Origin of the sequence: Variovorax paradoxus, from assembly GCF_030815975.1 — a bacterium.
Taxonomy (GTDB): domain Bacteria; phylum Pseudomonadota; class Gammaproteobacteria; order Burkholderiales; family Burkholderiaceae_C; genus Variovorax; species Variovorax paradoxus_N.
Genome location: NZ_JAUSXL010000002.1, coordinates 555,628 through 581,662, shown reverse-complemented (window position 1 = coordinate 581,662; position 26,035 = coordinate 555,628). Strand labels below are relative to the sequence as shown.

General features: G+C 67.9%; 26 protein-coding genes, 1 pseudogene and 1 riboswitch. Of the genes and pseudogenes, 15 read left to right on the top strand and 12 right to left on the bottom strand.

Annotation, left to right across the window (positions count from 1 at the left end; genetic code table 11):
* Positions 1-34 precede the first annotated feature (34 nt).
* Together QFZ47_RS06495 and cynS are read left to right on the top strand one after the other, a co-directional pair.
* Positions 35-460 carry a nuclear transport factor 2 family protein gene (locus tag QFZ47_RS06495; protein ID WP_307654864.1) on the top strand — a complete coding sequence of 142 codons (426 nt, stop codon included), beginning with the start codon at positions 35-37 and terminating at the stop codon, positions 458-460.
* Between the two features lie 78 nt (positions 461-538).
* Complete coding sequence (gene cynS / locus QFZ47_RS06490) at positions 539-982, top strand: cyanase (RefSeq protein ID WP_012746482.1); 444 nt, start codon at positions 539-541, stop codon at positions 980-982.
* A 17-nt stretch (positions 983-999) separates the two neighbouring features.
* On the opposite strand, the gene QFZ47_RS06485 is transcribed toward cynS, so the two are convergent.
* A complete protein-coding gene (locus QFZ47_RS06485) occupies positions 1,000-1,752 on the bottom strand; it encodes an SDR family oxidoreductase (protein WP_307654863.1) in 753 nt (250 codons plus the stop codon).
* A 152-nt stretch (positions 1,753-1,904) separates the two neighbouring features.
* The gene (locus tag QFZ47_RS06480) at positions 1,905-3,356 is read right to left on the bottom strand and encodes an aminotransferase-like domain-containing protein (RefSeq protein WP_307654862.1); all 1,452 of its coding nucleotides are present in this window, start codon (positions 3,354-3,356) and stop codon (positions 1,905-1,907) included.
* 134 nt (positions 3,357-3,490) lie between these two features.
* On the opposite strand from QFZ47_RS06480, the gene QFZ47_RS06475 reads away from it, so the two are divergent.
* The gene (locus tag QFZ47_RS06475; RefSeq protein WP_307654861.1) at positions 3,491-4,627 is read left to right on the top strand and encodes a pyridoxal phosphate-dependent aminotransferase; all 1,137 of its coding nucleotides are present in this window, start codon (positions 3,491-3,493) and stop codon (positions 4,625-4,627) included.
* A gap of 24 nt (positions 4,628-4,651) precedes the next feature.
* Here QFZ47_RS06475 and QFZ47_RS06470 read toward each other — a convergent pair whose 3' ends face one another.
* Positions 4,652-5,242, bottom strand: a complete 591-nt coding sequence (locus QFZ47_RS06470) for an NADPH-dependent FMN reductase (protein ID WP_307654860.1) — start codon at positions 5,240-5,242, stop codon at positions 4,652-4,654.
* Between the two features lie 111 nt (positions 5,243-5,353).
* On the opposite strand from QFZ47_RS06470, the gene QFZ47_RS06465 reads away from it, so the two are divergent.
* The 7 genes from QFZ47_RS06465 to QFZ47_RS06435 all read left to right on the top strand — a co-directional run bounded on the left by QFZ47_RS06465 (position 5,354) and on the right by QFZ47_RS06435 (position 14,527).
* Positions 5,354-6,148, top strand: a complete 795-nt coding sequence (locus tag QFZ47_RS06465) for a hypothetical protein (RefSeq protein ID WP_307654859.1) — start codon at positions 5,354-5,356, stop codon at positions 6,146-6,148.
* Between the two features lie 141 nt (positions 6,149-6,289).
* A riboswitch (glycine riboswitch) is annotated at positions 6,290-6,421 on the top strand.
* 174 nt (positions 6,422-6,595) lie between these two features.
* The gene (locus tag QFZ47_RS06460) at positions 6,596-8,185 is read left to right on the top strand and encodes an ABC transporter substrate-binding protein (protein WP_307654858.1); all 1,590 of its coding nucleotides are present in this window, start codon (positions 6,596-6,598) and stop codon (positions 8,183-8,185) included.
* A 25-nt stretch (positions 8,186-8,210) separates the two neighbouring features.
* Positions 8,211-9,152 (top strand): ABC transporter permease, encoded by a 942-nt coding sequence (locus tag QFZ47_RS06455; RefSeq protein ID WP_307654857.1) that lies wholly within the window; start codon positions 8,211-8,213, stop codon positions 9,150-9,152.
* A 22-nt stretch (positions 9,153-9,174) separates the two neighbouring features.
* Positions 9,175-10,122, top strand: a complete 948-nt coding sequence (locus tag QFZ47_RS06450; protein WP_370880567.1) for an ABC transporter permease — start codon at positions 9,175-9,177, stop codon at positions 10,120-10,122.
* Positions 10,123-10,124: 2 nt separating this feature from the next.
* Positions 10,125-11,741 (top strand): dipeptide ABC transporter ATP-binding protein, encoded by a 1,617-nt coding sequence (locus tag QFZ47_RS06445; RefSeq protein ID WP_307654856.1) that lies wholly within the window; start codon positions 10,125-10,127, stop codon positions 11,739-11,741.
* A 42-nt stretch (positions 11,742-11,783) separates the two neighbouring features.
* Positions 11,784-13,286: a M81 family metallopeptidase gene (locus QFZ47_RS06440; protein ID WP_307654855.1), complete on the top strand. Its 1,503-nt coding sequence runs from the start codon at positions 11,784-11,786 to the stop codon at positions 13,284-13,286.
* Between the two features lie 56 nt (positions 13,287-13,342).
* Complete coding sequence (locus QFZ47_RS06435) at positions 13,343-14,527, top strand: M20 aminoacylase family protein (protein ID WP_307654854.1); 1,185 nt, start codon at positions 13,343-13,345, stop codon at positions 14,525-14,527.
* A gap of 25 nt (positions 14,528-14,552) precedes the next feature.
* On the opposite strand, the gene QFZ47_RS06430 is transcribed toward QFZ47_RS06435, so the two are convergent.
* The 4 genes and pseudogenes from QFZ47_RS06430 to pbpC form a co-directional block, all read right to left on the bottom strand.
* Positions 14,553-15,833 (bottom strand): CynX/NimT family MFS transporter, encoded by a 1,281-nt coding sequence (locus tag QFZ47_RS06430; protein ID WP_307654853.1) that lies wholly within the window; start codon positions 15,831-15,833, stop codon positions 14,553-14,555.
* A gap of 61 nt (positions 15,834-15,894) precedes the next feature.
* Complete coding sequence (locus QFZ47_RS06425; protein ID WP_307654852.1) at positions 15,895-16,188, bottom strand: FCD domain-containing protein; 294 nt, start codon at positions 16,186-16,188, stop codon at positions 15,895-15,897.
* Positions 16,189-16,237: 49 nt separating this feature from the next.
* Positions 16,238-16,588, bottom strand: a pseudogene (locus QFZ47_RS06420) (FadR/GntR family transcriptional regulator); the annotation flags it as partial.
* Positions 16,589-16,707: 119 nt separating this feature from the next.
* The gene (gene pbpC, locus QFZ47_RS06415; protein ID WP_307654851.1) at positions 16,708-18,993 is read right to left on the bottom strand and encodes a penicillin-binding protein 1C; all 2,286 of its coding nucleotides are present in this window, start codon (positions 18,991-18,993) and stop codon (positions 16,708-16,710) included.
* Positions 18,994-19,267: 274 nt separating this feature from the next.
* On the opposite strand from pbpC, the gene QFZ47_RS06410 reads away from it, so the two are divergent.
* Positions 19,268-19,474: a hypothetical protein gene (locus QFZ47_RS06410; protein WP_307654850.1), complete on the top strand. Its 207-nt coding sequence runs from the start codon at positions 19,268-19,270 to the stop codon at positions 19,472-19,474.
* 18 nt (positions 19,475-19,492) lie between these two features.
* Here the strand turns inward: QFZ47_RS06410 and QFZ47_RS06405 are convergent, their stop codons facing one another.
* The 5 genes from QFZ47_RS06405 to mnmH are packed head-to-tail and all read right to left on the bottom strand — an operon-like array spanning position 19,493 to position 22,478.
* On the bottom strand, positions 19,493-20,119 hold the full coding sequence (locus QFZ47_RS06405; RefSeq protein WP_307654849.1) for a LysE family translocator: 627 nt from the start codon (positions 20,117-20,119) through the stop codon (positions 19,493-19,495).
* Between the two features lie 33 nt (positions 20,120-20,152).
* Entirely contained in the window at positions 20,153-20,422 is a 270-nt protein-coding gene (locus tag QFZ47_RS06400; RefSeq protein ID WP_307654848.1) for a DUF2277 domain-containing protein, read from the bottom strand.
* Positions 20,423-20,453: 31 nt separating this feature from the next.
* Positions 20,454-20,948: a GNAT family N-acetyltransferase gene (locus QFZ47_RS06395; RefSeq protein ID WP_307654847.1), complete on the bottom strand. Its 495-nt coding sequence runs from the start codon at positions 20,946-20,948 to the stop codon at positions 20,454-20,456.
* A complete protein-coding gene (locus QFZ47_RS06390; RefSeq protein WP_307654846.1) occupies positions 20,945-21,370 on the bottom strand; it encodes a GNAT family N-acetyltransferase in 426 nt (141 codons plus the stop codon). The genes QFZ47_RS06395 and QFZ47_RS06390 overlap by 4 nt, the downstream gene beginning before the upstream one ends.
* Positions 21,371-21,404: 34 nt before the next feature.
* Positions 21,405-22,478 (bottom strand): tRNA 2-selenouridine(34) synthase MnmH, encoded by a 1,074-nt coding sequence (gene mnmH, locus QFZ47_RS06385; protein WP_307654845.1) that lies wholly within the window; start codon positions 22,476-22,478, stop codon positions 21,405-21,407.
* Between the two features lie 199 nt (positions 22,479-22,677).
* On the opposite strand from mnmH, the gene QFZ47_RS06380 reads away from it, so the two are divergent.
* The 4 genes from QFZ47_RS06380 (at position 22,678) to QFZ47_RS06365 (ending at position 26,035) form a co-directional block, all read left to right on the top strand.
* On the top strand, positions 22,678-23,154 hold the full coding sequence (locus tag QFZ47_RS06380; protein ID WP_307654844.1) for a hypothetical protein: 477 nt from the start codon (positions 22,678-22,680) through the stop codon (positions 23,152-23,154).
* 13 nt (positions 23,155-23,167) lie between these two features.
* Positions 23,168-23,614 (top strand): ribonuclease HI family protein, encoded by a 447-nt coding sequence (locus QFZ47_RS06375; protein ID WP_307654843.1) that lies wholly within the window; start codon positions 23,168-23,170, stop codon positions 23,612-23,614.
* A 131-nt stretch (positions 23,615-23,745) separates the two neighbouring features.
* On the top strand, positions 23,746-23,994 hold the full coding sequence (locus QFZ47_RS06370) for a DUF3297 family protein (protein ID WP_307654842.1): 249 nt from the start codon (positions 23,746-23,748) through the stop codon (positions 23,992-23,994).
* Positions 23,995-24,220: 226 nt separating this feature from the next.
* On the top strand, positions 24,221-26,035 hold the full coding sequence (locus tag QFZ47_RS06365) for a pectate lyase (protein WP_307654841.1): 1,815 nt from the start codon (positions 24,221-24,223) through the stop codon (positions 26,033-26,035).

Below are 26,035 nucleotides of genomic sequence, written 5' to 3'. Positions count from 1 at the left end.
CTTCCTTCCTTTATTCATTCAACGAAAGACCGCCATGGAATCCCGCCCGCCGCTGCCTCCCTTCACCCTCGAAACCGCAACGAAGAAAGTCCAGGCCGCCGAAGACGCATGGAACACGCGCGACCCGGTTCGCGTGAGCCTGGCCTACACACCCGACACCGAATGGCGCAACCGCGCCGACTTCGTCAACGGCCGCGAGCAGGTGGTGGAATTCCTCATCCGCAAGTGGGAGCGCGAGCACGACTACCGCCTGAGGAAGACGCTCTGGGCCTTCATGGACAACCGCATCGCGGTGCGCTTCGAATACGAATGGCACGACGCGGCCGGGCAATGGTTCCGCAGCCACGGCAACGAGAACTGGGAATTCGCCGGGAACGGCCTGATGCAGCGGCGCTTCGCAAGCATCAACGACCAGCCCATTGCCGAGGCTGAGCGCAAGTTCCGCTGGGAGCGCGGATGAGGGCCGCCATCCGATTCCGATTTCCCGGCACGGCTGTTGCTTGCTGCCGGTGATACACCCAATCAGGAGCAAACCCGCATGAACCGCAACGACGTCACCGAGAAGATCATCACCGTGAAGGTGTCCAAGGGCATCCAGTGGGCCGACGTGGCGAAGAAGGTCGGCCTCTCCAAGGAGTGGACCACCGCCGCCTGCCTCGGCCAGATGACCCTCGACGACAAGCAGGCCAAGGTCATCGGCAAGATCTTCGGCCTGACCGCCGAAGAGCAGAAGTGGCTCCAGGTGGTGCCCTACAAGGGCTCGCTGCCCACGCCTGTGCCAACCGACCCGCTCATCTACCGCTGGTACGAGGTGGTGAGCGTGTACGGCACCACCATCAAGGAACTGATCCATGAAGAGTTCGGCGACGGCATCATGAGCGCCATCGATTTCAGCATGGACATCCAGCGCCAGGCCGACCCCAAGGGCGACCGCGTCAACGTGGTGCTCTCGGGCAAGTTCCTGCCCTACAAGACCTACTGACGCGGCCCTTCAGAACGTCAGAACGCGGCGTGCTCGGCCGGCCTCGGCCGCCATGCCGGGCGCCGCGGGGCCGAAATGCTGCTGCCCTCGATGGCGCCCGCAATCGAGCGTGCCACGGCTTCCGCCGGCACCGCGATGCGCCGCCGCGTGACCATGCGCTCGAAGCTGCTGCAGGCCGCGATGCGATCGGCCAGCGTGCGGTCCGCCTCGCTCACGTCGGGGCGCACTACCGTCACGCGCACCTTTCCTGCGTGCTCCTGCCGCAGGCCCTCGGAGATGGCGTCCACCGCGTACTGCGTGCCGCAATACACGGCCGAGTTCGGCGACACGCCCTGCGCGGGCACCGGCGCCACGTTGACGATGTGGCCCCAGCCCTGTTCCTGCATCGTCGGCAGCACCGCCGCAATGCCGAGCAGCACGCCGCGCAGGTTCACGTCGAGCATCAGCTCCCATTCGTCGACCTTTCGCGCCCACAGCGGCGACAGCGGCATCACGCCCGCGGCGTTCACCAGCACGTCGATGCGGTCGTGCGTTTCGAGTGCGAATTCGGCGAATGCTTCCACCTCGGGCCGGTAGGTCACGTCCAGCCGCTGGAAGCTGGCCGTGCCGCCGGCGGCGGTGATCTCTTGCGCCAGCGCTTCGAGCCGGTCGGTGCGGCGCGCGCCGAGCACCACCTTGGCGCCGCGCCGCGCCAGAAGCCGTGCCGTCGCCGCGCCGATGCCACTGCTCGCGCCCGTGATGAGGACGACTTTTTCCTGGATTGCGCTCATGAGATTCTCCTCGTGCAGGTTGGTGTGAACCATGGCGCAACGCTGCGCCGGGCATGGAGGCAAGTCTCGCGCGGATGGGGCTTTGGGCGTTATCCGGATCGAACAAGCTTCTTGCCTGATCCTGCAAGATCTGCGGCCCGGGCCAGCGCGTCTCAGGTGCCTGCCGCGGCGGCCGGCCGGCGCAGTTCCCGGCACGCCAGGGCGCCGAGCGTGCGCAGCCCCTTCTCGATGCGCGCGTCCCAGCCGTGGCCGCCGCTCAGGCGCAGGCAGTGGGCGTACTTGCCGCTGGCCGAGAACACCACGCCGGGCGCAAAGCAGATGCGTTTCTCCAGCGCCTGCACGAACAGCAGCCGCGTGTCCGCGGGCTCGGGCAGCTCGACCCACAGCACGAAGTTGCCCGCCGGTCTCGACACCTTGGTGCCCGGCGGGAACGCCTGCTCGATCACGCGCGTCATGCGCTCCAGCGTGTCCGCGAACTCGCGCCGGACCCGGCGCAGGTGGCGGTCGTAGTCGCCATTCGAGAGGAAGGTGGCGAGCGCCACCTGCGTCAGCACCGGCGTCGCAAGGCTGGTGGCGAACTTGGTTTCGAGCACCCGGGCCATGTGGCGTCGCGTCGCGATCCAGCCGATGCGGTAGCCGGGCGCGAGCGTTTTCGAGAACGAGCCGCAATAGATGACGTTGTCGTGCGTGTCGAGCGCGCTGAAGGGCGGGGGCCGCTCCTCGCCGAAATGGACGTCGCCGTACACGTCGTCCTCGATCAGCGGCACGCCGTGTTTGGCCAAGAGGCGCAGCACGGCACGCTTGTTCGCCTCGGGCATGGTGCAGCCGAGCGGATTGCTGAAGCTCGAGGCCAGCACGCAGGCGCGCACCTTGCCCGCGGCCAGGACGTCGCGCAGTGCCTCGATGGAAATTCCGGTGTCGGCATCGGTCGGCAGCTCGACCACCTTCAGCCTCTTTGCGCGCAGCACCTGCAGCAGCCCGAAGTAGGTCGGCGACTCGATGGCGACCGTGTCGCCAGGCTCCGTGACCGCGTCGAGCGCCAGTGCCAGCGCCTCGGTGCAGCCGCAGGTGATGGCGATGTCGTCCGGCGCCAGTGCCTGTCCGAAACGCAGCGCACGCCGCGCGATTTCCAGGCGCAGCGATATCTCGCCGTGCGGCGGCGAGTAGGTGTTGCACTGGCTGCCCTTCACGCGGGCCGTGCGCGCCAGTACGAGGTCGAGCCTGGAGGAAGACAGCAGGCGCTGGTTGGGGATGGCGCAGCCGAGCGGCACGAAGGCTTCGTCCGATGCGTGCTTCAGCAGGTCGAGCATCAGGCCCGACAGCTCCACCTTGGCCGGCCGGATCGAATGCCGCGCGGTGGTGGGCACGGGCAAGGCGGGCGGCGCCTTGGCGACGTAGTAGCCCGACTGCGGCCGTACTTCGAGAATGCCGCGGTCTTCGAGCAGGCGGTAGGCCTGCACCGCGGTGCTGAGGCTGGTGCGCTGTTGCGTGCTGATCTCGCGCAGCGACGGCGCTCGCGCGCCCGGCTTCAGCGTGCCGCGGCCGGCCAGGGCGGCAACGAAATCGGCGACTTCTTCATAGCGGAACCGGGGAGGCTGCGACACGGATCACTCCTGCTTGCGTGGATGGCACTGCACGCAACTGTACTGCAATGAATTTCAGAAAAGTGTGGCTGTTATCGCCAGCCATGAATCTGCAACATCGATGCCATCGACAGCAACGGATCAAGCAGCAGCACATGGCACGGTTTCCGGACAACGAGATCATCTCCCTGGTCAGCAAGGCTCCGCGCTTCGACCTCGCCGAAAGCGTGGGGCCGAGCGTGCGCCTCTCGGAACTGCTCGACACGGCCTTCGGCGACGGCGCCGAGTTTTCGCTGGACTACGGCACAGCGGCGGGCAGCCCGGACCTTCGCCGGGAGATCGCGAACGAACATGGCGTCGATGCCGATGACGTGGTGGTCACCGTCGGTGGTGCCCACGCCCTTTTCCTCATTGCCTTCACGCTGTGCCAGGCGGGCGACGAAGCCGTCGTGGCCGAGCCGGTGTTTCCGTTGGCGCGCAACGCGCTGGCCGCCGTTGGCGCTACCACGCGCGCGCTGCCGCTGAGTTTCGACACCGGCTACCGGATCGACCTGGATGCGCTGCAGAAGCTGCTCTCCCCGAAAACCAAAGTGGTGAGCCTGGCCTCGCCGCAGAACCCTTCAGGCGTCGCGATTCCGGCGCAGACCTTGCGCGAGATCGTGGCGATGTTGGCCGAACATGCGCCAGAGGCCTGGCTCGTGATCGACGAGACCTACCGCGAGGCGGCCTATGGCGACGACGACGCCGCGCCGAGTGCTGCCGCCAAGCTGGGCGACAGGGTGGTCTCGGTGTCCTCGCTGTCCAAATGCCACGGCTCGGCGGGCCTGCGCATCGGCTGGGCCATCACGCGCGACACGGCGCTGCGCCAGGCGCTGGTCACTGCGAAGTTCAGCACGGTGATCTCGTGCTCGCCGGTCGACGAGGCGCTCGCGCTGGCGGTGTTCAGGCAGCGCGACCGGATCATCGGCGAGCGGCGAAAACTCCTCGCGCAGAACCTGCAGCTCACCGAGAACTGGGTGTCGCGCCACGCCGAGCACATCGAATGGGTGCGTCCGGATGCCGGGGCGCTGTGCTGCATGCGGCTCAGGCGCGAGGTCTTCGATGCCGCGGCCGTCGAACGCTTCTACGCGGCGCTGGCCAGATACAGCACGCGCGTTGCGCCCGGCCCGTGGTTCGGGGACGATCCGCTGGTGTTCCGGCTGGGTTTCGGATTGCCGACGCTCACCCAGCTGGCGATTGCGCTGGAGTGTGTGTCGGTGGCGCTGATGGAAGCCGCGCGGGTCGGTGCATAGGGTCTGCGCCTCTCCGCCCGTCAGTCAATACGGCGGTGCCTTGCGCGCCCGCTGCGCGCGCGCCGCCTCGGTCCACCAGGACAGGTCGTCCGCAAACCTTCCGAAGGAGCGCTCCAGCGATTCGCCTGCGCTGCCGGTGGGCTTGCTGCTCGCATCGAGCGTTTGCGAAATGGGTCCGATGGCCAATGTGCTCGACACGACGACCATTCCCATCTCCGACAGGACCGAGTGCCACACGGTTCCGGAGCGCACGCCGGAGAACCGGCCGGCCGAATAGCTGGCAACGGCGGCCGGGCGCCAGAACCATTCTTCGAGGAAGTGGTCGGTCAGGTTCTTCAAGCCGGGCTGCGGGCCCCAGTTGTATTCGCCGGTCACGAAGACGAAGGCATCCGCGCCGCGTATCTTCTGCGCCAGCGCTTCCATGGCCGCGGGTGCGGTGCCCTGGGGGTATTCCTTGTACATGCGGTCGAGCATGGGCAGGCCGATGGCCTTGGCGTCGATCAGCTCGGCTTCGGCGCCTCGCGCATTGAGGCCCGCCACCAGGTAGTCCGCCAGGCGAATGCCCATGCGGTCCGACCGGTACGAGCCATAGAACACCAGAATCCTGTCAGCCATCTTCGCTCCATTCGAGGCCGGGATGGCCGCGGGAATGAAGGCTACAGCATCGATCCGCCTGCGCCGCAATGGGTTGCGGCAAGTTCCGGGTGTTGGCTACCATGCCGGTCCATGAACCCGCTGCCCGTTCTTCGCACCGCCGCCTCGATGCTCATGCTGCTGCTCGCGGGCCATGGGGCCGCCGCGCCGTCGGCGCAGCTCTTCGATGCGGTCAAGAAGCCCGAATCGCTGGACCCGGACTGGCGCGCGCGGTTGTGCGCGCTGTTGCCGCAGCCCTGCGATCCGCAGGCGCTGGGCCTGTACCGGCCGCGCGGCTCGGCGGCCGGGGACTATGCGGTGTTCTCGGGCGAGCCGCTGGCCATGGCGCGCATCAAGCGCATCGCGGGTACAGGCACGTGGCAGCTGAACCGCCTGCACGACTTCAGCAGCTATGCAGCCGCGCTGATGAGGAAAGCGGCGGACCCCGGCATGGCGGACGCGCGCATTTCGCTTGCGCCGGCGCTCTATCCGCTGGCCGAAGGGCAGTGGGCCGCGGCCGTGCTCCAGACGGTGTCGCAGATGTATTCGGGCGGCGGCGCTTCGTTCAGCAAGGCCGACTTCGTGCCGCTCGAGGATGCAACCCGGGCTGTGTACGAAGGCATTCCTTTTTCATGCGCGAAGATGATTCGCGCCTGCTTCAGCGAAAAGGAATACAAGCAGTCGAAGCATTGCCACGACGAGAGCAGCGGCAGCCTTCGCATCAGCTACGGCGAGCCCGCAAAACCCGGTGAGGCCTACAGCTGGCAGTACACCTGGCTGCAGAGCGAATGGCCGCAGGACACGCCCGCGAGCGATACCACCACCACGCGCCTTCACTTCACCGCCAGGACCACCGAAAGGGCGAGCTTCTGCGGCGGACCGCAGTAGCGCACCGCGTTCGAGTGCTGCCCGAGTGGCACGCATTCTGCTTGGAAGAAAGCATCCAGGAGAAATGCCGGCTCGATGCTTCGAGTTAGTGCATTACCGAAGGCGACAGCCCATAACGCTCAGGTCCCAAGACTGGATATCTCGACCAACGCTGGAGAGCGCTGCCCGGAGTTCTGAAAAAAAAAAGACTCCGAGGGCGGCCGCCGAAGGGGCAAGCCAGGCGCGATGAGCGTGCATGGTGAATCTCTCAGGCCAAAGGACAGCAGGGGCATCTCGCGCAATGCGCGGGGTGATCTTTGCGCGCTTCCGGAGCCTTCTTCTTCATGACTTCTGTTCGAGCGCACCGCGCGTTTTTTTCCTCTTCCGTCGGCGCTTCCGAAGCGGCCGCGCTGGCCCGTCTGAATCGAAGCACCGTTCCTCGCGATTTTTTCAACCGGAGAACCGAAGATGCTGTCGAAACGAAACCTGAAAGCCGTTGTCGTGGGTGCCATGCTGGCTGCCGCCTTCGCAACAACAAGCGCGTTCGCGCAGGATGCGGGCAAGGTGCTGCGCCTGGTGCCGCAATCCGACCTCAAGATTCTCGACCCGATCTGGACCACCGCGTTCATCACGCGCAACCACGGCTATGCCGTGTACGACACGCTCTTCGGCGTGGACGAGCAGGGCAAGGTCAAGCCGCAGATGGTCGACAAGTACACCACCGGCGCCGACGGCAAGACCTGGACCTTCACGCTGCGCAAGAGCCTCGAATTCCATGACGGCAAGCCGGTCACCTCGGAAGACGTGCTGGCGTCGCTCAAGCGGTGGGGCCAGCGCGACGGGCTGGGCCAGAAGATGTACGCCGCGCTCGACAAGGCCGAGGCGGTCGATGCCAACACTTTCAGGCTGGTGTTCAAGGACAGCTTCGGCATGGTGGTCGATGCGCTGAGCAAGCCTTCGTCGAACCCGCCGTTCATCATGCCGGCGCGCGTGGCCGCCACGCCGGCCGACAAGCAGATCGACGACGCCACGGGCTCGGGCCCCTACATCTTCAAGAAGGACGAGTACCGCCCTGGCGAGAAGGTGGTCTACCTGAAGAACACCAGGTACGTGCCGCGCACCGAGGCACCTTCGGGCACAGCGGGCGGCAAGAACGTGTATGTCGACCGCATGGAATGGATCATCCTGAAGGACGCGCAGACACAGGCCAATGCGCTCGCCAACGGCGAAGTCGACATGATCGAATGGCTGCCGCCCGAGCAGTACACAGCGCTCAAGAACAACGCCGCCATCACCGTCGACAACCCGATCCCGAAGGGCTCGTTCGCGCTGCACCTGAACCACATCATTCCGCCCTTCGACAACCCGAAGATCGCGCAGGCCGCCATCATGGCCATCAACCAGGAGGCACTGATGCGCGCCCAGATGGTGCACAAGGAGCTCTACAACAGCTGCGCTTCGGTCTACCCCTGCGGCACGGCCTTCTCCAGCGACAAGACCGGCTACTTCACCGGCAAGCCGCAGTTCGAGAAAGCCAAGGCGCTGCTCAAGGAAGCGGGCTATGACGGCAAGCCGGTCGTGCTGATGTATCCGGCGGACTTCGCGCTGCTCAACAAGTTTCCGCCGGTGATGGCGCAACTGCTGAAGCAGGCGGGCTTCAACGTCGACATGCAGTCGATGGACTGGCCTACGCTGGTCACGCGCCGCGCCAAGAAAGACCCCGTCGACAAGGGCGGCTGGAACCTCTTCATCACCGGCTGGGGCATTGCCGACAACATGAACCCGATGTTCTACGCACCGCTCACGGGCAACGGCGAGAAGGGCTGGTTCGGCTGGGCCACCGACGACAAGCTCGAGCAGCTGAAGTCTGAATTCCTCGCGAGCGCGGACGAGCCCAGGCGCAAGGAACTGGCCACGGCCATCCAGCAACGCGTGTACGACACCGGCATCTACGCGCCCATCGGCGAATACAAGCCGCTCACGGCCTACCGCAAGGGTGTGGTGAGCGGCGTGGTGCGCTCGCCGGTCAACGTGTTCTGGAACATCAAGAAGAGCTGAGCACATTCGTTTCTCGCAAAACCCCATGCTGATCTTTCTTGCGCGCCGCATCCTGTCGACCGTGCCGGTGCTCGTCATCGTCGCGCTGATCGTGTTCCTCATGCTCCGGCTGGCGCCCGGCGATCCGGCCGCCGCCATCGTGGGCGACAGCGGCACCAGCGAGAACATCGCCAAGGTGCGCGGCCAGCTGGGGCTGAACGAATCGCTGCCCACGCAGTTCGTGCGCTGGAGCGGGCAGTTGCTGCAGGGCAACCTGGGCGAGTCCTACTTCATGAAGAAGACGGTGGTGGAGCTGATCGGGCAGCGCATCGAGCCGACGGTGTCGCTCGCGGCCGTGACGCTGGTGGTCACCATCCTCATCGCGGTGCCGCTGGGCGTGGTGGCCGCCTGGCGCCATGGCGGCTGGCTCGACCGCATGCTCATGGGCTTCTCGGTCATGGGCTTTTCGATCCCGGCCTTCGTGATCGGCTACGTGCTCATCTGGATCTTCGCGCTGCACCTGCAGCTGCTGCCGGTGCAGGGCTACTCGCGGCTGAGCCAGGGGCCGTGGCTCTGGATCAGGCACCTGATCCTGCCGTCCATCACGCTGTCGATCATCTACGTGGCGCTGATTGCCCGCGTCACGCGCGCGGCCGTGGCCGAGGCCATGACCGAAGACTACATCCGCACTGCGCGCGCCAAGGGCATCTCGGAGAAGCGGGTGCTGATGCGGCATGCGCTGGCCAATGCGGCGATTCCGATCGTCACGGTGATCGGCATCGGCATTGCGCTCCTGATCGGCGGCGTGGTCGTCACCGAAACCGTGTTCGCGATTCCGGGCCTCGGGCAGCTCACGGTCGACGCGGTGCTGTCGCGCGACTTTCCGCTGATCCAGGGCATCACGCTGTTCTTTTCCGTCGTCTACGTGCTCATCAATCTGCTGATCGACCTGAGCTACCTGGTGTTCGACCCCCGCATCCGCTATTGAGGCGCAAGGAGAAAAAAACACCATGACCGATTCGCTTGCCACGCCGATGATTCCTGTCGAAGCCATCGCCGAGCCGCTGCCGCCGCCCAGGCGGCGCTCGCTCTTCAAGCGCATCCTGGCCGACTGGTCGGTGCGCGCGGGCGGCGGCGTGCTGCTGCTGCTGGTGCTCATGTCGCTGGCGGCGCCGTGGCTCGGCACCATCGACCCCACGGCCATCGACCCCGGCAGCGGCAACCTCATGCCGGGCACGCGAGACGAGTTCAACAGCCTGGCGGGCGACACCTTCGAGCACTTGTTCGTCATGGGCACCGACAGCCTCGGGCGCGACATCTGGAGCCGCACGCTCTACGGTGCGCGCGTGTCGCTGACCGTGGGCGTGGCGGTGGCCGTGCTGGCGGTGGTGTTCGGCATGCTCATCGGCCTCCTGGGCGGCTATTTCCGCCGGCTCGACAGCGCCATCATGCGGCTGATGGACGGCGTGATGGCGATCCCCGGCATCCTGTTCGCGATCAGCCTGGTGGCACTGTTCGGCGGCAAGCTGCTCACGGTGGTGGTGGCCATTGCGGTGCCCGAGATCCCGCGCGTGGCGCGCCTCGTGCGCTCGGTGGTGCTCACGGTGCGCGAGGAGCCCTATGTGGAAGCGGCCATTGCGCTCGACACGCCGACATGGAAGATCCTCGTGCGCCACATCCTGCCGAATGCGATTGCGCCCTTGATCATCCAGGCGACCTATGTGTGCGCCTCGGCCATCCTGGTGGAGGCCATCCTGTCGTTCCTCGGCGTGGGGCTGCCGGCCGACATGGCGACCTGGGGCAACATCATGGCCGAGGGCAGGGCGCAGTTCAACCAGTTCCCGCACAACGTGCTGTTCCCCGGCATCTTCCTGGCGCTCACGGTGCTCGCGGTGAACATCCTCGGCGACGGTCTGCGCGACACGCTCGACCCCAAGTTCAACAAGCGCGGGGGCTGAGCATGACGCAAGCACCCGTTCTTTCCGTGCGCGACCTGGCCATTGCACTGCCGCGCGGCGGCGACCGGCCGCATGCGGTCGACAAGATCTCCTTCGACGTGCCGCCCGGCAAGATCGTGTGCCTGCTCGGCGAATCGGGCTCGGGCAAGTCGGTCATCGCCAATGCGGTGATGGGGCTGCTGCCTCCGAGCCTCGTGCCGGTGCGCGGTGCCATCGAACTGCAGGGCGAGAACCTGCTGGCCGCAAGCTCGTCCCGCCTGCGCCAGTTGCGCGGGCCGTCGATGGCCATGGTGTTCCAGGAGCCGATGACCGCGCTCAATCCGGTGATGACCTGCGGCGCGCAGGTCGACGAAATGCTCGCGCAGCATGTGCAGATGGGCTCGGCCGAGCGTCGCAAAAAGATCCTGGCCATCATGGAGCGCGTGCGGCTGCCCGAGCCCGAGCGCATCTACGCTTCGTATCCGCACCAGCTGTCGGGCGGGCAGCGCCAGCGCATCGTGATTGCGATGGCGCTCATCCTGAAGCCCGTGCTGCTGATCTGCGACGAGCCGACCACCGCGCTCGACGTGACCACGCAGGCCGAGATACTGCGGCTCATCCTCGAGCTGCAGACCGAGAACGGCACTGCGGTGCTCTTCATCACGCACGACTTCGGCGTGGTGGCCGAGATCGCCGACGAAGTGGTGGTGCTGGAGCTGGGCGCCATGATCGAGAAAGGCGGCAAGATGGCTGTGCTCACGGCGCCGCGCGAGCCCTACACCAAGATGCTGCTCGACGCGGTGCCCGAGCTTTCGCCGCCCCGGCGCCCGCCGGTGCCCGACACCTATCCGCTGCTCAACGCGGTGAACATCTGCAAGACCTACATCACGGGCAACTGGCCCGGCAAGCGCCGCACGGTGAATGCGGCGCGCAATGTGTCGCTCGAAGTGAGGCCCGGCGAAACCGTGGGCATCGTGGGCGAGTCGGGCTCGGGCAAGTCGACGGTGGCGCGTTGCATCGCGCGGCTGATCGACCCGAGCTCGGGCGACATCTTTGCCGATGGCCGCTCGGTGGCGCATGTCAGGGGCCGCGCGCTGTCGCCGTTCCGGCGCACGGTGCAGGTGATTTTTCAGGACCCGTACCGCTCGCTGAATCCGCGCCAGACGGTGGGCGCATCGATCGTCGAGGGGCCGGTGAACTTCGGCATGCCGCACGAGCAGGCCTGGGCGCGCGCAGAAGAACTGATGCGGCTGGTGCGCCTGTCGCCCGATGCGCTGCGCCGCTATCCCAGCGAGTTCTCGGGCGGGCAGCGCCAGCGCATCTCGATTGCGCGCGCGCTGGCCTGCGATCCCAAGGTGCTGATTGCCGACGAGGCCGTGTCGGCGCTCGACGTTTCGGTGCAGGCGCAGATCCTTCGCCTGCTCGACGAGATCCAGCAGCGGCTGAAGATCGGCATTCTCTTCATCACGCACGACCTGCGCGTGGCCAGCCAGATCTGCGACAGCGTGCTGGTCATGAGCCAGGGCGAGATCGTGGAGCGCGGCTCGGTGCGCGACGTGTTCTTCGCGCCCCGCCACGACTACACGCGCAAACTGCTGGCTGCGGCGCCCGGGCGCGGCTTTGCCTTTGCGCGCAGCTGAAAGCTCTTCGTTCCCACGTTCAAGAGAAAAGAAAAGGATTCCATGAAAGTCTTCATCGCCGGTTTCCAGCACGAAACCAACACCTTCGCGCCGAGCAAGGCGGACTGGGCTGCGTTCAATGCAGGTTCGACCTTCCCGCCGTACCGGCGCGGCGCCGCGATCGTCGAGGCCTATGCAGGCAGGAACATTCCCGTCGGCGGCTTCATCGATGCGGCGCGCGAGAAGGGCTGGTCGCTGGTGCCCTCGGCCTGGGCCGGCGCCACGCCCTCGGCCCATGTGACGGAGGATGCCTTCGAGCGCATCTCGGCCGCCATCACCGAAGACCTGGCCGCCGCACTGGCGGACGGCGGCATCGACGCGGTCTATCTCGACCTGCACGGCGCGGCGGTGACCGAGCATCTCGAAGACCCCGAGGGCGAGCTGATCGCGCGCATCCGCATGCTCGTCGGGCCCGGCGTGCCGATCGTCGCGAGCCTGGACCTGCACGGCAACATCACGGGCCGCATGCTGGCCGAGGCCGATGCGCTGGCCACCTACCGCACCTATCCGCACATCGACATGGCCGACACGGGCCGGCTCGCCGCCAGGCTGCTGGAGCGCCGCGTCGCACGCGGCTCGCGCGAACCGCTGCATGCGCGGCGGCTCGGCTTCTTGCTGCCGCTCAACGTGCAGTCGACCATGATCGAGCCGGCCGCATCCGTGTACCGGCTGCTGAAGGAACTCGACGCAAAGCACGATGCGGTGCTGAGCTTTGCCACCGGCTTTCCGGCCGCCGACATCGCCGAGTGCGGCCCGGTGGTGTGGGGCTATGGCGACGATGCCGGCGCGGCCGTGGCCATGCTGTACGAGCGCATCGACCAGCCGCGCTCGCAATGGCGGCTCGACGTGCTGGAGCCGCGCGCGGCGGTCGCGCGGGCCATGGCGCTGGCAGCGGACGCGAGCAAGCCGGTGGTCATCGCGGACACGCAGGACAACCCCGGCGCGGGCGCCGACAGCAACACCACCGGCATGCTGCATGCGCTGCTGGCCGAAGGCGCGGGCAAGCGCTACCCGGGGCAGGTCGCGCTGGGGCTGATGTTCGATCCCGACGCGGCCGCGGCGGCGCACGAGGCCGGCGTGGGCGCGCAGATCCGCATCGCGCTCGGCACCTCGGTGCCGACATGGGGCGGGCGGACCAGCGATGCGCCCGTGGAAGGACTCTTCACCGTGCGCGCGCTCAGCGACGGACAGGTGCGCGGCAAGGGGCCGATGTCGCGCGGCGGCGTGGTGTCGCTCGGCCCGAGCGCCTGCCTGGAGATCGACGGCGTGCGCATTGCCGTGGCCAGCGGCAAGAGCCAGATGCTCGACCGCGAGTTCTTCCGCTACCTGGGCATCGAGCCCGAGGCGATGAAGCTGCTGGTCAACAAGAGTTCGGTGCACTTTCGCGCCGACTTCGCGCCCATTGCGAGCCACATCCTGGTGGCCAAGGCGCCGGGACCGATGGCTGCCGACCCGGCCGACCTGCCATGGACCCGGCTGCCTGCCACCATGGCGCTGCAGCCCTGAGCGAACCGATTCCTCCTCATCCTCATTCATCCATCCATCCGGAGCACGAGACCCCGATGCCGCAAAGCGCCCAGCACTACCTCGAGTACATGAGAAGGCACGCCGCCGAATTCGTCACGGTGCGCCAGCAGATCCACCAGAACCCGGAGCTCGGCTTCGAGGAATTCGGCACCAGCGACCTGGTGGCCGAGCGCCTGGCCGCCTGGGGCTACGAGGTGGAGCGCCGCTTGGGCGTGACCGGCCTCGTGGGGCGCCTCAGGCGCGGCAGCGGAACGCGCGCCATCGGCATCCGCGCCGACATGGACGCGCTGCCCATCGAGGAGAAAACAGGCCTTGCCTACCGCAGCGGCCGGCCCGGGATCATGCACGCCTGCGGCCACGACGGCCACACCGCGATGCTGCTCGGCGCCGCCAAGTACCTGGCGCAGCACGGCGAGTTCTCGGGCACGCTGAACCTCATCTTCCAGCCGGCCGAAGAGGGCATGGGCGGCGCCGTGAAGATGATGGAAGACGGCCTGTTCGAAAAATACCCGTGCGATGCGGTCTACGCCATGCACAACTCGCCGGGCCGCCGCCAGGGTGATCTGGTGTTCCGCGAAGGCGCGGCCATGGCCTCGTCGGACTACGCCACCGTCACGCTCACCGGCGTGGGCGGCCACGGCGCCATGCCGCACCGCACGGCCGACCCGATCGTCGCTGCTTCGAGCATCGTGATGGCGCTGCAGACCATCGTCTCGCGCAACGCCGATCCGCAGGAGATGTCGATCGTCACCGTGGGCGCCATCCATTCGGGCAAGGCCAACAACGTGATTCCCGAGACGGCGGTGCTGGAGATCAGTGTGCGCTCGCTCGACCGCGAGGTGCGCGAGCTGCTCGAAAAACGCCTGAAGGCCATCGTCACGGCGCAGGCCGAGAGCTTTGGCGTGAAGGCACACATCGACTACCGCAAGGGCTACGCCGTGCTGGTGAACACGCCCGAGGAAACCGAGTTCGCGCGCCGCATCGGCCGAGAACTGGTGGGCGCCGCGCACGTCGAGCCGCAAGGCCCGGCCGTGACCGGCAGCGAAGACTTCGCGTTCATGCTCGAGAAGAAGCCCGGCTGCTACCTGTTCATCGGCAACGGCGCGCCCGGCGAGCACGGCGGCTGCATGGTGCACAACCCGGGCTACGACTTCAACGACAGCAACCTGCCGATCGGCGCGGCCTACTGGGCGCTGCTGGCCGAGAGCTATCTGCAGTAGCAGCCGCGAAGCGAGGTGCGCCCCCTCAGCGCCGGGGGACCGTCACCGCGCCCACGTGCATGGTGCGCCCCGCGCCAAGGCCCGCCATCACCAGCGCAATGCCCAGACCGATGAAGAGCCATGACGACGCGCGGAAGCTGCCGGTCCAGCCGTGCAGCAGGCCCGCAACCAGCGGCCCGCAGGCGGCCACCACGTAGCCCACGCCCTGCGCCATGCCGGAGAGGTGCGCCGCCACGTGCGAATCGGGCGAGCGCAGGACCATGAACGTGAGCGCGAGCGCAAAGGTGCCGCCCTGCGCAATGCCCAGCAGCACGGCCCACAGCCACACGCCGCCGAGCGGCGCGAACAGCATCGCCAGCATGGCGGCCACGGTGACGACGGCCAGTACCACCGCCAGCCCGCGCTGATTGCGCAGCCTCACCGCCACCGCGGGAACGACGAGGCAGGTCACCACCTGCGTCATGACCGCCAGCGACACGACGTAGCCGGCCGTCTCGCCGCCGAGCCCGCGTTCGCGCAGGATGGGCGCGAGCCAGCCCATCACGGTGTAGGCCAGCGCCGATTGCAGGCCCATGAAGAAAGTGACCTGCCAGGCCAGCCGGTCGCGCCACAGCCCGCGCACGGTAAAGCCCGATTCGCTGGCCACCGGCTTCAGCGGCAGGGCCTGCGGCGCCCAGATCAGCGTGACCAGCAGCGCAGGCACCGCCCACATCGCGAGCGCATAGGTCCAGCCGCCGCCCAGCGCATGCTCGAGCGGCACCGTGAGGCCCGCCGCGCTGGCCGCGCCGCCGCACACCGCCATGGTGTAGAGGCCCATCATCAGCGCCGCCTGCCCGGCGAAGTCGCGCTTCACGAGGCCCGAGAGCAGCACGTTCGACACTGCGATGCCGCTGCCCGCGATGGCCGAGGCCACGAACAGCAGAGGGATGTTGCCGGCGCCGCGCAGCAGCGTCCCCAGCAGGATGAGCACCATGCAGGCGAGCAGCGTGCGCTCGGTGCCGAAGCGCCGGCCCAGGCCCGGTGCCAGCGGCGCGAACACGCCCAGGCAGACGATGGGCAGCGTGGTCAGCAGGCTCGCGGCGGTGGCCGAGAGCCCGGTGGCCGCGATGATCTCCGGCAGCACCACCGACAGGCTGGCGAACACCGGGCGCAGGTTGAAGGCGATCAGCACCACGCTCGCGCCCAGCAGGATGCGGCGGCCCAGGCTGCCCGCGGGCGTGGGGCGCGGCGCGGGCGTGCTGTCGGCCTCGGCGTCGATCAGCAGTTCGTCGGCGGCGCGGGCCGCCCGGAATGCCACCGCGCTCATAAAGCAACCTCCGTGCTTCGCACTGCGGTGCGAGCCCCCTTCGGAGCGGCCGGGCGGGGGCTCATCGCGCGGGCTCTGCTGCGTCTTGCACCAGCGCGTCGATCATGGGCGCCATGAAGGCACGCACCGCCTCGGCGGCGCGGTCAGGGTCGCGGCTTGCAATGGCCTCGACGATGGCGGTGTGCGCGGCCGTGTCGGGTTCCGGCAGGCTGGTGCCCATCGTGCTTGCGATGGTTTCCTTGATGTAGCCCGCGATGAAGCGGCAGGTTTCGGCCAGCGCCAGGTTGCCCGAGATGTCGACGATGGCCAGGTGAAAGGCCCAGGTCGCGTTCGATGAAGCCCGCGCCGCCGTCACTTGCGTCGGGCACGCCGCGTTTCTCGAGCAGGGTTTTCAGGTTGCGCAGGTCCTTGGCGGTGTGGCGCACGGCGGCCAGCCGCGCGGCCTCGACCTCGAGCGCGCGGCGCACCTCGAACTGGTCGCGTAGGCTCGCGCGCCGCATCTTCTGCAGGCTGGCCGAAGGGTCGAAGCCCGAGCGCACATAGGTGCCCGAACCTTGCCGCACTTCGAGCAGGCCGCGCGAGACCAGCGTCTTCACGGCTTCGCGCACCGTGCCTCGGCTCACGCCGAGCAGCTGTGCGAGCTGGGGCTCGATCGGAATGCGCGACCCGACGGCCCAGCGGCCCGCTGCGATTTCGGCACGGATGCTGTTGGCGGCACTGTCGGCCAGGGAGGTTCGGGGGGCTTGGAGGAGCATATGAATAAGAAAGACCTAATTCATTGAATCATTGGATGAATTCTCGCTCGACTTCAATGCCGCAGTCGAAAGCAGGGGATTGAGGCGCTATGGGCGGCCGCAGCCGCCGGCAGCCGCTCTCATCGGCGCGCGCTTTTCGCGAGCACGCCCGCGCCGCGCACTTCGAGCTTGCGCTGGTCGACCACCTTGCCCGTGGCATCGACGAGTTCGATCACATGGCGCCCCGGCCAGGGCAGCCATTGCGCGCTGTTGCCGCGCGCAAAGTGCTTGCCGTCGATGCGCCATTGCACGCCGCGGCCTTCGGACTCGAAGCGCACGCGCTGGTGCAGCGGCGGAATGTCGGGGTCCAGCGCGATGATGGTGCCGTCGGCCGGCGCGGTGATGCGCGCCGCCGCCGCGCTTGCCGGCGTGCCGGTGCCGGCGTTATCGAGCGCGAAGAGCGGCTGCTCCGTGCCCTGCAGGAACCATTCGCTGCGCGCCGCCTCGAGCGGATTGCCATCGAGGCCAGGACCGAATGTCACGTGCGCTTCGACCAGGCCGGCCGGCGGCCTGGGCGCGCGGCTGGGTTCGCGCGCGTGCAGGAAACGCATCACCTCGGCCCACACCGGGGCCGCGCCGCTGGTGCCGCTCACGTCCCACATCGAGGCCCCGCTCGCGTTGCCGACCCACACGCCGACGGTGTAGCGCTGCGACCAGCCCACGGCCCAGTTGTCGCGCATGTCCTTGCTGGTGCCGGTCTTCACCGCGGTCCAGAAGCGCGTGGAAAGAATGCTGTCGAGCCCGAAGGTGCGCGTGCGCGCGTTCGCGTCGGACAGGATGTCGCCGACGATGTACGCCGCACGCGGATCGATGACGGGCGCGGCGCTGTTGTCGCCGGCCCTGGCCTTCGCTGCAGCAGCCGGCGCCGGAGCCCGCGCAGTCAGCGTGGGCTGCCCGTAGCGCCCGCCGTTGGCCAGCGTGCGATAGGCATTGGCGAGCGACAGCAGCGACACCTCGGCGCTGCCGAGCGCAAGGCTGTAGCCGTAGTAGTCGCCGCTCTCGCGCAGCGGCAGGCCGGCCGCGCGCAGCTGGCGCGCGAAGGATTCGGGCGACACCATCACCAGCGTGCGCACGGCCGGCACGTTGAGCGAGGCGGCCAGCGCGGTGCGCGCCGACACCGGCCCCTTGAACTGGTGGTCGTAGTTCTGCGGAATGTAGAGCCCGCTCGCGGTGCTGATCTGCGCCGACGAATCGTCGATCAGCGAGGCCGCCGTGAGCCGCCGCTCGGCAATGGCCTGCGCATAGAGCAGCGGTTTGAGCGTGGAGCCGGGCTGGCGCAGCGCGGTGACCGCATCGACCTCGGCCGCCTGGCTCAGCGGGCCCGACGAGCCGACCCAGGCGAGCACCTCGCCGCTCGCGTTGTCGAGCACCACCAGCGCGCCGTCTTCCACGTGGCGGCCGCGCAGCTCCTTCAGGTGGCGCTGCAGCGCGGCCAGCGCGAAGCGCTGCAGCGGCGCGTGCAGCGTGGTCCGAACGGCGGCCTCCCTGCCGGCTGGCTGGCGGGACGACGGCGCGGAGGGCGCGGCTGCCGCTGCTGCTTCGCCGGCCTCGCGCAACTCTCTCAATACACGCCGCGCCGCATGCGGCGCAATGCCTTCGTTCGCGTCGAATGCCCGCCGCTGCACTGCGGCGCTCGTGAACATGTCGGGCGCATCGCAATCGATCTTTCGCCCCGGCTCCATCGCGCGCATCACTTCGCAGGCGCGCTGCGCCACCAGCGCGGGCTTGGCGTTGGGCGCGCGCACCAGCGCCGCGGCCACGCTGGCCTCGCGCGCGTCGAGGCCGCTGGGCGCCTTGCCGAACAGCGTGCGCGAGAGCGCGTCGATGCCCACGATCTCGCCGCGGAAGGGCACGGTGTTGAGGTAGGCCTCCAGGATCTGGTCCTTGCGCCAGCTGCGCTCCAGCTGCGTGGCCGCCATGGTCTGGCCGATCTTCTGCGTGAAGCTGCGCCCGCTGTTGGCGCGGCGCAGGTCTTCGTCGAGCAGGCCCGACAGCTGCATCGTGATGGTCGATGCGCCGCGGGTGCGGGTGTTCCACAGGTTGCCCCAGGCGGCGGACGACACTGCGCGCCAGTCGATGCCGCTGTGCTCGTAGAAGCGCCGGTCCTCGCTCAGCACCATGGCCATGCGCAGCGCGGGAGAGACATCGGCCAGCGCCATCCACTGGCCGCGCCGCACGCTGGCATCGGTGCGCACGCGCTGCAGCAGCTCGCCGTTGCGGTCGAGCACCGCGGTATCGGAAGAGCGGAACTCGCGCCTCACCTCGTCGAAGCTCACGGCGCCGGCCAGCGCCGGCTGCGCACAGGCGATGGCCGTCAGCGTTGCGGCAAGGCAACTGCGGCTGGCGAAGAGGTGCAGGCGGTGCATGGAAGGCGTGACGGCGGGGGCCGGAATCGGCCGCGTGGCGGCGCCATTCTCGGCGAAGCGGCCACGGGAACTGCACCTACTTGCAGACGGGTGCGCCGCCGCCTGCGCCGGCAAGAACTTAGCGCCAAGGTTTGCAGCACGTTCCACATCCGGTAACGAACTTCACGCCCCGGCCTCATAGCGGATACGCAGCCGAGACGGAGGTGGCCTTCAATGCAGAGGCCGGCTTGCGGAGGCAAGCCGTCTTTCTAGAACTCCAAGGAGAAATCGAATGATGATGAAGACATTGGCCATTCTGCTTGCCGCATCGGCCGCCCTGGCCGGCTGCGTCGTTGCACCCTACGACCGCCCGGCACCGCGACCGAACTACGGCCACGGAGATCGCGACCGCGACGGAGTGCCCAACCGTTATGACCGCGACCGCGATGGCGACGGCGTGCCGAACCGCTACGACCGCAATCCGAACAACCCGTACCGCTGACCTTGGCGGGAGCGCGCCTCAGCCGGGCCGGCGCGCAAGCAGGGCCCACACGCCCGCCGCGCTCAGCAATGAACCGCCCGCAAGGTTGAAGCGCCGCTGCGCGCGCGGCGAGGAAAGCAGCTTGCGGGCCGATCCCGCGAACACGGCGTAGAGCGTGGCATTGAGCGCCGCCATGGCCACGAAGGTGGCCGCCAGCACCCAGAGCTGGCGCGTCACGCCGGCCGCGGGGCTCAGGAACTGCGGCAGGAACGCCACGAAGAACACGATGCCCTTGGGGTTCAGTGCCGTCACCAGGTAGGTGTTGGCGAACAGCCTCCAGCGCGAATCAGGCGCGGCAGGCGCCGCGACTTCGGCGCCGCCGATGCCCGCGCGCAGCAGCTTGATGCCGAGGTAGAGCAGATACAGCCCGCCCACCCACTTCACCACCGTGAACCAGAACGCCGATGCGGCCAGCAGCGCGCCGAGGCCGAGCAGCGAAACCACCAGCGCGGTGGAATCGCCGAGCGCCACCGCGGCCACCAGCGGCACATTCGCGCGCCGGCCGTGGGACATGGAATAGCTGATCACCGTGAGGATGGTCGGTCCGGGAATGATCAGCAGCACGGCGGATGCGGCGACAAAGGCGAGCCAGAGTTCGATCGGCATGGGTTCTCTCCAATGATGTTGTCGTGATGCGGTTCAGGCGCCGAAGCGCATGGCCGACCTGGCCTTCGCGCGTTCGGCCTCGATGGCGCGGTCGCGCGGTTCGGCCGTGGTGACCAGCGAGCCGATCAGCCGGGCCGCGCTGGCGGCCACTTCGTCGACCGCGCGCTCGAAGGCTTCCTGGTTGGCCTTGGACGGCACGCTGAAGCCGCTGAGCTTGCGCACGAACTGCAGCGAGGCGGCGCGGATCTCCTGCTCGGTGGCGGGAGGCTCGAAGTTGTAGAGGGTCTTGATGCTTCTGCACATGGGAACTCCATCAGGCAGGGGATGCGTCAGTCTAGCGAAGCAGCGCCATCGCGTGGGCGTCGTGGTAGATGCCGTCGATCAGGCTGGCGCGGCGGAGGAGCCCTTCGTGCTCGAAGCCGAACCGCTCGTACAGCGCCTTCGCATTCAGGTTGTCCGCGCGAACGGAAAGCTCGATGCGGGTCAGTCCGCGCGCCCATGACCTGTCGATGGCCGCCTGCAGCAGCTGCGCGCCGAGTCCGCGGCCGCGTGCCTCGGACAGCAGCGCAATGCAGAGCACGCCGATGTGGGCCCTCGAGTGGCCGAAGACCGGCGACACGTCGCACCAGCCCACGACCTTGCCGCTGCCACCGACCGCCACGAAATGAGGAAAGTCCGCTGCCAGCACGCTGCGGTAGAAGGCCAGCGATTGTTCCCATGGCGGCGCCTGCGTCAGTGCAAGGTACTTCTGTTCGCGCGCCACGGCGTCGAGCGCCTTGTGCAGGCTTTCGAAGTGGCGCTCTTCGGTGGAGACGACGCAATGGTTCATTCGACCAGGCCGCGCTCGAAGGCCTGCGACTGGTTCTCGAAGATCGCCATCGCGGTCTTCATGCGCCTGAAGCCGAACTTCTCGTAGAAGGGCTCCTTGCCAACCACGGCATAGAGAATGATCTTGCGGTGCCCGCGCGAGAGTTCGACCAGCCGCGAGACGATCTGCTTGCCAAGCCCGATGCCCTGGTGGCTCGGGTGCACCGCCACGTCGCAGATGTAGGAACAGTCGAGCCCGTCGGCCATGGCGCGGCCCGCGCCGACCAGGCGGCCCTCGTCAAGCACAAGGCACCTGAACATGCTGTTGCCGAACACGAGCTTCAGGCCGTCGGGCTGCTTGTTGCCCAGCGGTGCGGCCTGGTAGAGCCGCGAGAGTTCGACCCAGTCGACGTCGTCGAGCGAATGGCGCCATTCGAGTGTCATGCAGCGTGCCTTGTTGTTGCCGTGAATGCGCTCGTCACCCCGCGGCGTTGAGCCGAAGGATGGCCTCCGCCACCGCTTCGATGCCTGCGTCCGTCAGGTCGGGCGCCGCCACCTGCTGGCGCAGCGGCCACTTCTCGAAATGGCGCGCCTGCGAACGTTCGTAGTGCGGATCGTAGTGAAGCGCCATCAGTTCGGCAAAGAGCTGCGGCAGGTTTCCCTGCAGCGCCCATTCCTGCCAGCGCTGCACCACCGCCTTGCCCTGCATTTCCTTGAGCCTGTCGAGCTGGCCCGCGAGCGCGGCGCGGTCGTCGCCCAGGTAGGCGTAGTCGCGCAGCAGGTAGTCCAGCCGCGCGGCCGCATCTGCCTGAACCTCGATGCAGGCGGCAGCACGCATGTGCGCGACCAGCGCAATGGGCACCGAGAGCCGGCCGATGCGCGCGCTCTCGCCTTCGACGTAAAGCGTGCGCGAGGCGTCGAGCGCATCGAAGCAGGTGGCGATGCGCGTCTCGAACTGCTTTTGCGACGGCTGCGGCACGCCGGGCAGGGCGCCCAGCAGCGAACCCTTGTGGCTGGCGCAGTGCTCCAGGTCGAGCACCTGTTCGCCGCGCGCGGCCAGCGCCTGCAGGACGCGCGTCTTGGCGCTGCCGGTGGCGCCGCAGATCACCTTGAGCCGAAGCGTCGGCACCACGGCCTCGATCTGCGCCAGCACGTGCTGGCGAAAGCTCTTGTAGCCGCCCGCGAGCTGCTGCGCGTCCCAGCCGACCAGGCGCAGCCAGGTCACCATCGAGCCGCTGCGCAGTCCGCCGCGCCAGCAATACACGAGCGGGCGCCAGTTTGCGGGCTGGTCGGCAAAGCGTTCGCGCAGGTGCCGCGCGAGGTTGGCGGCCACCATGGCGCCGCCGACGCGGCGTGCTTCAAAGGCGCCGGTCTGCTTGTAGATGGTGCCGACGATGCGGCGCTCTTCGTCGTCGAGCACCGGGCAGTTGATAGCGCCGGGAATGTGGTCGAGCGCGAACTCGGAGGGCGAGCGCGCGTCGATCACGGTGTCGAAGCGGTGCAGGTCGGCCACGCGCGTTGGCTGGTGGCGCGGGTTGTCGTGCTCACGCATGGGTCTGCCTCCGGCGGGGCCGCGGCCGGCCGCCTGCCGGGCCGGCGCCGGCCACCAGAGCGAACATTGCAATCGATACGGTCATGGCCTGATGCGGTTGGAGGAAAAGAGCGGACAACCTTCGATTGTAGAAACCCGGCCAGAATGCGAGGCAGGGGAGACACTGTCGTCTTCGGCTGCCAACGGCGGAGGTCGCATGATGCGCACATCGGTTCTCTTCATTCCGGTTTATTTCTTCTTTGCGGCTGCCGCCGCCATGGGCGCGCAGGCGGCCGACGTGGTGCGCTGCACCGACGCGAGCGGAGGCATCGTCTACACCGACGGCCCCTGCCCCGCCGGCAGCCGGCTCTCGCGCCAGGTGCCCATCACCGAGCCGCTGACCGTGACCCCGTCCGCTTCACCCGAAGGAGCGCGCCGGCCGGCGTACACGCCGCCGCCGCTGCCCCCGGTCAGCAACGCGCCGCAGGGGCCGGCCATCATTCCGCGCAACGTCGACGAGCAGCAGCAGCGCCCGGCGTCCGAACCGCCGGTCTATACCTGGGGGCCGGACCCGTACTACGACGGCGGCCGTCCGATTGTTCGTCCACCACGGCCTCCACGCCCGCAGGACCCGGGACCGCCTCCGGGCCAGCGGCCCTGCCAGAACCTTGCAGGCATCAAGCGCAACAACTGCTGAGCCGACGCAGCCGATGCCGCTTCGCCACTGGACCGTGTACTGCGACGGCAGCGCGATGCCGAACCCCGGCCGCATGGGTGCCGGCGCGGTCATCACCGCGCCCGACGGCACCCGCCACACCCTGTCCCTGGCCAGCCATGCCACCGGCTGCAACAACGAAGCCGAGCTGAGGGCGCTGACCCTCGCGCTCGAGGAACTGAAGGCCAGGGGCGCGACCGCGGTGCTGGCCTATACCGACAACAGCATCCTGGTCGAGCAGCTTGGCGCGCCCGGCGCCAGGCCGATCGCACGCATGGCCGGGTTGTTCGACGATGCTCGCGCCTTGCTCGATTCGTTCGAGGAGGCGAGCCTGCGCTGGGTGCCGCGGCACCGCAACCACGAGGCCGATGCGCTCGCGCGCGCTTCGCTGGGCTTTGCGCCCAAGCCGGCCGCCAAGGCGACGAAGAAGAAGCGCCGATAGAGCAGGGAGTGCGGCCGAGGCTCGGGAGAGAAGCCATATCATCCGCGTCTTCATCGAGCCTTCATCGCGCCGGCCCGCAGCAAGCGAGTCAGGGGCATTTCCGTTTTCCGAAAACCGTTTTCACTCATCCCATGACCGAAGCCAGTTCCCTCCCGCCCCTTCCCGATCACCTGTCCACGGACCCGCGCAGCCCCCACCACGTGGCGGCCGTCTTCGAGCACGACATCGGCATCCGCTTCAACGACAAGGAACGCCTCGACGTGGAGGAGTACTGCATCAGCGAAGGCTGGATCAAGGTGCCCGCGGGCAAGACGGTGGACCGCAAGGGCAAGCCGCTGCTGCTCAAGCTGAAGGGCAGGGTCGAGGCGTTCTACCGCTAGGACCCCCGGCGCCGGGCACATGCGCAGTGTCCGGGACCGGCCGAGTGCGCGCTGGCGGCCGCGCGAACGATTCAATACAAAAAAATCGGCGTTCTTGCATCTTTAGTTGTCGTACAACTGAGTTCTGAAACCATCGAAAAATGGCAGAATTCCAGCAACTCATCGGACATCGTATGAGTTGAAAAGTACCAAAGCGGCTCAACCGCTACAAAACTGGAGACAAAAGATGAAACGCAGGAACTTCGTCATTTCGACACTTTCCCCCTTGGCGCTGAGCGCGTGCGGCGGCGGCGGAGGAGACGGCCCGGCCTTCCCGCCGTTCCCGGTGCCGCCGCCGGCTCCCGCGCCCGAACCTCCGCCGAGCACCGAGGCGCTCGCGCGCAAGGCGATGCGGCGCGCCGCCAGTTTCATGGACGAAACGGTGTCCTACCGCGGCGGCTACGTCTGGGCCTACATGCCCGACTTCTCGACCATCTGGGGCGAAATGGAGGCGCGCCGCACCATGTGCTGGATCCAGCCGCCCGGCACGCCGACCGCCGGGCACTGCATGCTCGACGCCTACCACGCCACGGGCGACGAACTCTTCTACAGCGCCGCCGAGCGCACCGCGCTGGCGCTGGTCGAGGCGCAGCATCCGTCGGGCGGCTGGAACTACATCCACGACTTTGCCGGCGAAGCCTCGCTGCGCGAGTGGTACGCCACCATGGGCGCCAACGGCTGGCGGCTCGAGGAGTTCCAGCACTACTACGGCAACGCGACCTTCGACGATGCGGGCACGGCGGTGTCGTCGCAGTTCCTGCTGCGCATGTACCTGGAGAAGCGCGACGCGCGCTTCCTGGCGGCGCTGCAGAAGGCCATCGGCTTCGTCACGCAGGCGCAGTTCACCTCCGGCGTGGCCGACGGCGGCTGGCCGCAGCGCTATCCGCCGTCGCCCGATGCCGTCTCGTCGATGCCGCTGCCCAATGGAGATCAACTGCCCTTGGGTGCGACGGCAGGCATGGAAGACGGCGACTACACGCGCCACGTCACCTTCAACGACGACGTGGCGGGCGAGAACATCAAGTTCCTGCTGATGTGCGTGGTGGCGCTGGGCGACCAGAGCCTTGTTCCATACATCAACCGCGCGATGGACTGCCTGCGCCGCATGCAGCAGCCCGGGCCGCAGGCCGGCTGGGGGCTGCAGCACCTGGCCACGGACCAGAACGGCCGCCTGGCCGGAGCGCCCGCCGGCGCGCGCAGCTACGAGCCGAGGTCGCTGGCCACGCACACGACGCAGACCAACGTGCAGCAGTTGTTCAATTACTTCCGCCTGACGGGCGACCGCGGCTACCTCACGCGCGTGCCCGAGGCGCTCGACTGGCTGGACAGCTGCAAGCTCACCGACACCATGATCGCGGAGAACCCGCTGCTCAAGGGCCGCACGCATCCCACCTTCGTGGAGCTCGGCACCAACCAGCCGCGTTTCGTGCACCGCTACGGCTCGAACATCCACAACGGCGCCTACTACGTCGACCATGACCACCGCAATACGCCGAGCCACTACTCGGCCGGGCGCGCCATCGACATTGCCGGCATGCGCCAGACCTACGCCCAGCTCAACGGCATGAGCGATACCGCGATCCAGCAGATGGTCGCGGCTTCTCCGCTGCGCCACGGCGAGCAGCGGCCGCTGCCGAAGTACTTCTCCCTGCGCGAGGTGGACTTTGCCGACCTGTTCGCCGACCGCGTGATGACCACGCCCGTGGTGAGCGCAACCGATGCCGCGGCGGTGATGGACAAGCTCGATCCCAAGGGCTACTGGCTCACCCCGCTGTCGGCCGTGACCAACCCCTACAAGGGTGACGGCCCCTCCACGCCGTACACGGGCGACGCCTACCGCAGCAAGCACGTAGGCGATGTCTTCGACACCTCGCCCTACGATCCGGCCGATCCGCCGCTGATCGAGCCCTACGTCAAGAAGGAGCAGCCGCAGGGGATCACGGTGGCGAGCTTCGTCGGCAACATGGGCAAGCTGATTGCGTTCACCGCGCCTGTCGTCTAA

Excerpts from the sequence above, each read along its gene's own strand:
- QFZ47_RS06440 (WP_307654855.1), top strand. The coding sequence starts at position 11,784 with ATGAAAGTCTTCATCGCCGGTTTCCAGCACGAAACCAACACCTTCGCG.
- QFZ47_RS06375 (WP_307654843.1), top strand. The coding sequence starts at position 23,168 with ATGCCGCTTCGCCACTGGACCGTGTACTGCGACGGCAGCGCGATGCCG.
- QFZ47_RS06435 (WP_307654854.1), top strand. The coding sequence starts at position 13,343 with ATGCCGCAAAGCGCCCAGCACTACCTCGAGTACATGAGAAGGCACGCC.
- QFZ47_RS06395 (WP_307654847.1), bottom strand. The coding sequence starts at position 20,948 with ATGAACCATTGCGTCGTCTCCACCGAAGAGCGCCACTTCGAAAGCCTG.
- QFZ47_RS06465 (WP_307654859.1), top strand. The coding sequence starts at position 5,354 with ATGAACCCGCTGCCCGTTCTTCGCACCGCCGCCTCGATGCTCATGCTG.
- QFZ47_RS06430 (WP_307654853.1), bottom strand. The coding sequence starts at position 15,833 with ATGAGCGCGGTGGCATTCCGGGCGGCCCGCGCCGCCGACGAACTGCTG.
- QFZ47_RS06495 (WP_307654864.1), top strand. The coding sequence starts at position 35 with ATGGAATCCCGCCCGCCGCTGCCTCCCTTCACCCTCGAAACCGCAACG.
- pbpC (WP_307654851.1), bottom strand. The coding sequence starts at position 18,993 with ATGCACCGCCTGCACCTCTTCGCCAGCCGCAGTTGCCTTGCCGCAACG.
- QFZ47_RS06370 (WP_307654842.1), top strand. The coding sequence starts at position 23,746 with ATGACCGAAGCCAGTTCCCTCCCGCCCCTTCCCGATCACCTGTCCACG.
- QFZ47_RS06470 (WP_307654860.1), bottom strand. The coding sequence starts at position 5,242 with ATGGCTGACAGGATTCTGGTGTTCTATGGCTCGTACCGGTCGGACCGC.
- mnmH (WP_307654845.1), bottom strand. The coding sequence starts at position 22,478 with ATGCGTGAGCACGACAACCCGCGCCACCAGCCAACGCGCGTGGCCGAC.
- QFZ47_RS06475 (WP_307654861.1), top strand. The coding sequence starts at position 3,491 with ATGGCACGGTTTCCGGACAACGAGATCATCTCCCTGGTCAGCAAGGCT.
- QFZ47_RS06485 (WP_307654863.1), bottom strand. The coding sequence starts at position 1,752 with ATGAGCGCAATCCAGGAAAAAGTCGTCCTCATCACGGGCGCGAGCAGT.
- QFZ47_RS06460 (WP_307654858.1), top strand. The coding sequence starts at position 6,596 with ATGCTGTCGAAACGAAACCTGAAAGCCGTTGTCGTGGGTGCCATGCTG.
- QFZ47_RS06400 (WP_307654848.1), bottom strand. The coding sequence starts at position 20,422 with ATGTGCAGAAGCATCAAGACCCTCTACAACTTCGAGCCTCCCGCCACC.
- QFZ47_RS06450 (WP_370880567.1), top strand. The coding sequence starts at position 9,175 with ATGACCGATTCGCTTGCCACGCCGATGATTCCTGTCGAAGCCATCGCC.
- QFZ47_RS06410 (WP_307654850.1), top strand. The coding sequence starts at position 19,268 with ATGATGAAGACATTGGCCATTCTGCTTGCCGCATCGGCCGCCCTGGCC.
- QFZ47_RS06365 (WP_307654841.1), top strand. The coding sequence starts at position 24,221 with ATGAAACGCAGGAACTTCGTCATTTCGACACTTTCCCCCTTGGCGCTG.
- QFZ47_RS06405 (WP_307654849.1), bottom strand. The coding sequence starts at position 20,119 with ATGCCGATCGAACTCTGGCTCGCCTTTGTCGCCGCATCCGCCGTGCTG.
- QFZ47_RS06380 (WP_307654844.1), top strand. The coding sequence starts at position 22,678 with ATGCGCACATCGGTTCTCTTCATTCCGGTTTATTTCTTCTTTGCGGCT.
- cynS (WP_012746482.1), top strand. The coding sequence starts at position 539 with ATGAACCGCAACGACGTCACCGAGAAGATCATCACCGTGAAGGTGTCC.
- QFZ47_RS06445 (WP_307654856.1), top strand. The coding sequence starts at position 10,125 with ATGACGCAAGCACCCGTTCTTTCCGTGCGCGACCTGGCCATTGCACTG.
- QFZ47_RS06390 (WP_307654846.1), bottom strand. The coding sequence starts at position 21,370 with ATGACACTCGAATGGCGCCATTCGCTCGACGACGTCGACTGGGTCGAA.
- QFZ47_RS06455 (WP_307654857.1), top strand. The coding sequence starts at position 8,211 with ATGCTGATCTTTCTTGCGCGCCGCATCCTGTCGACCGTGCCGGTGCTC.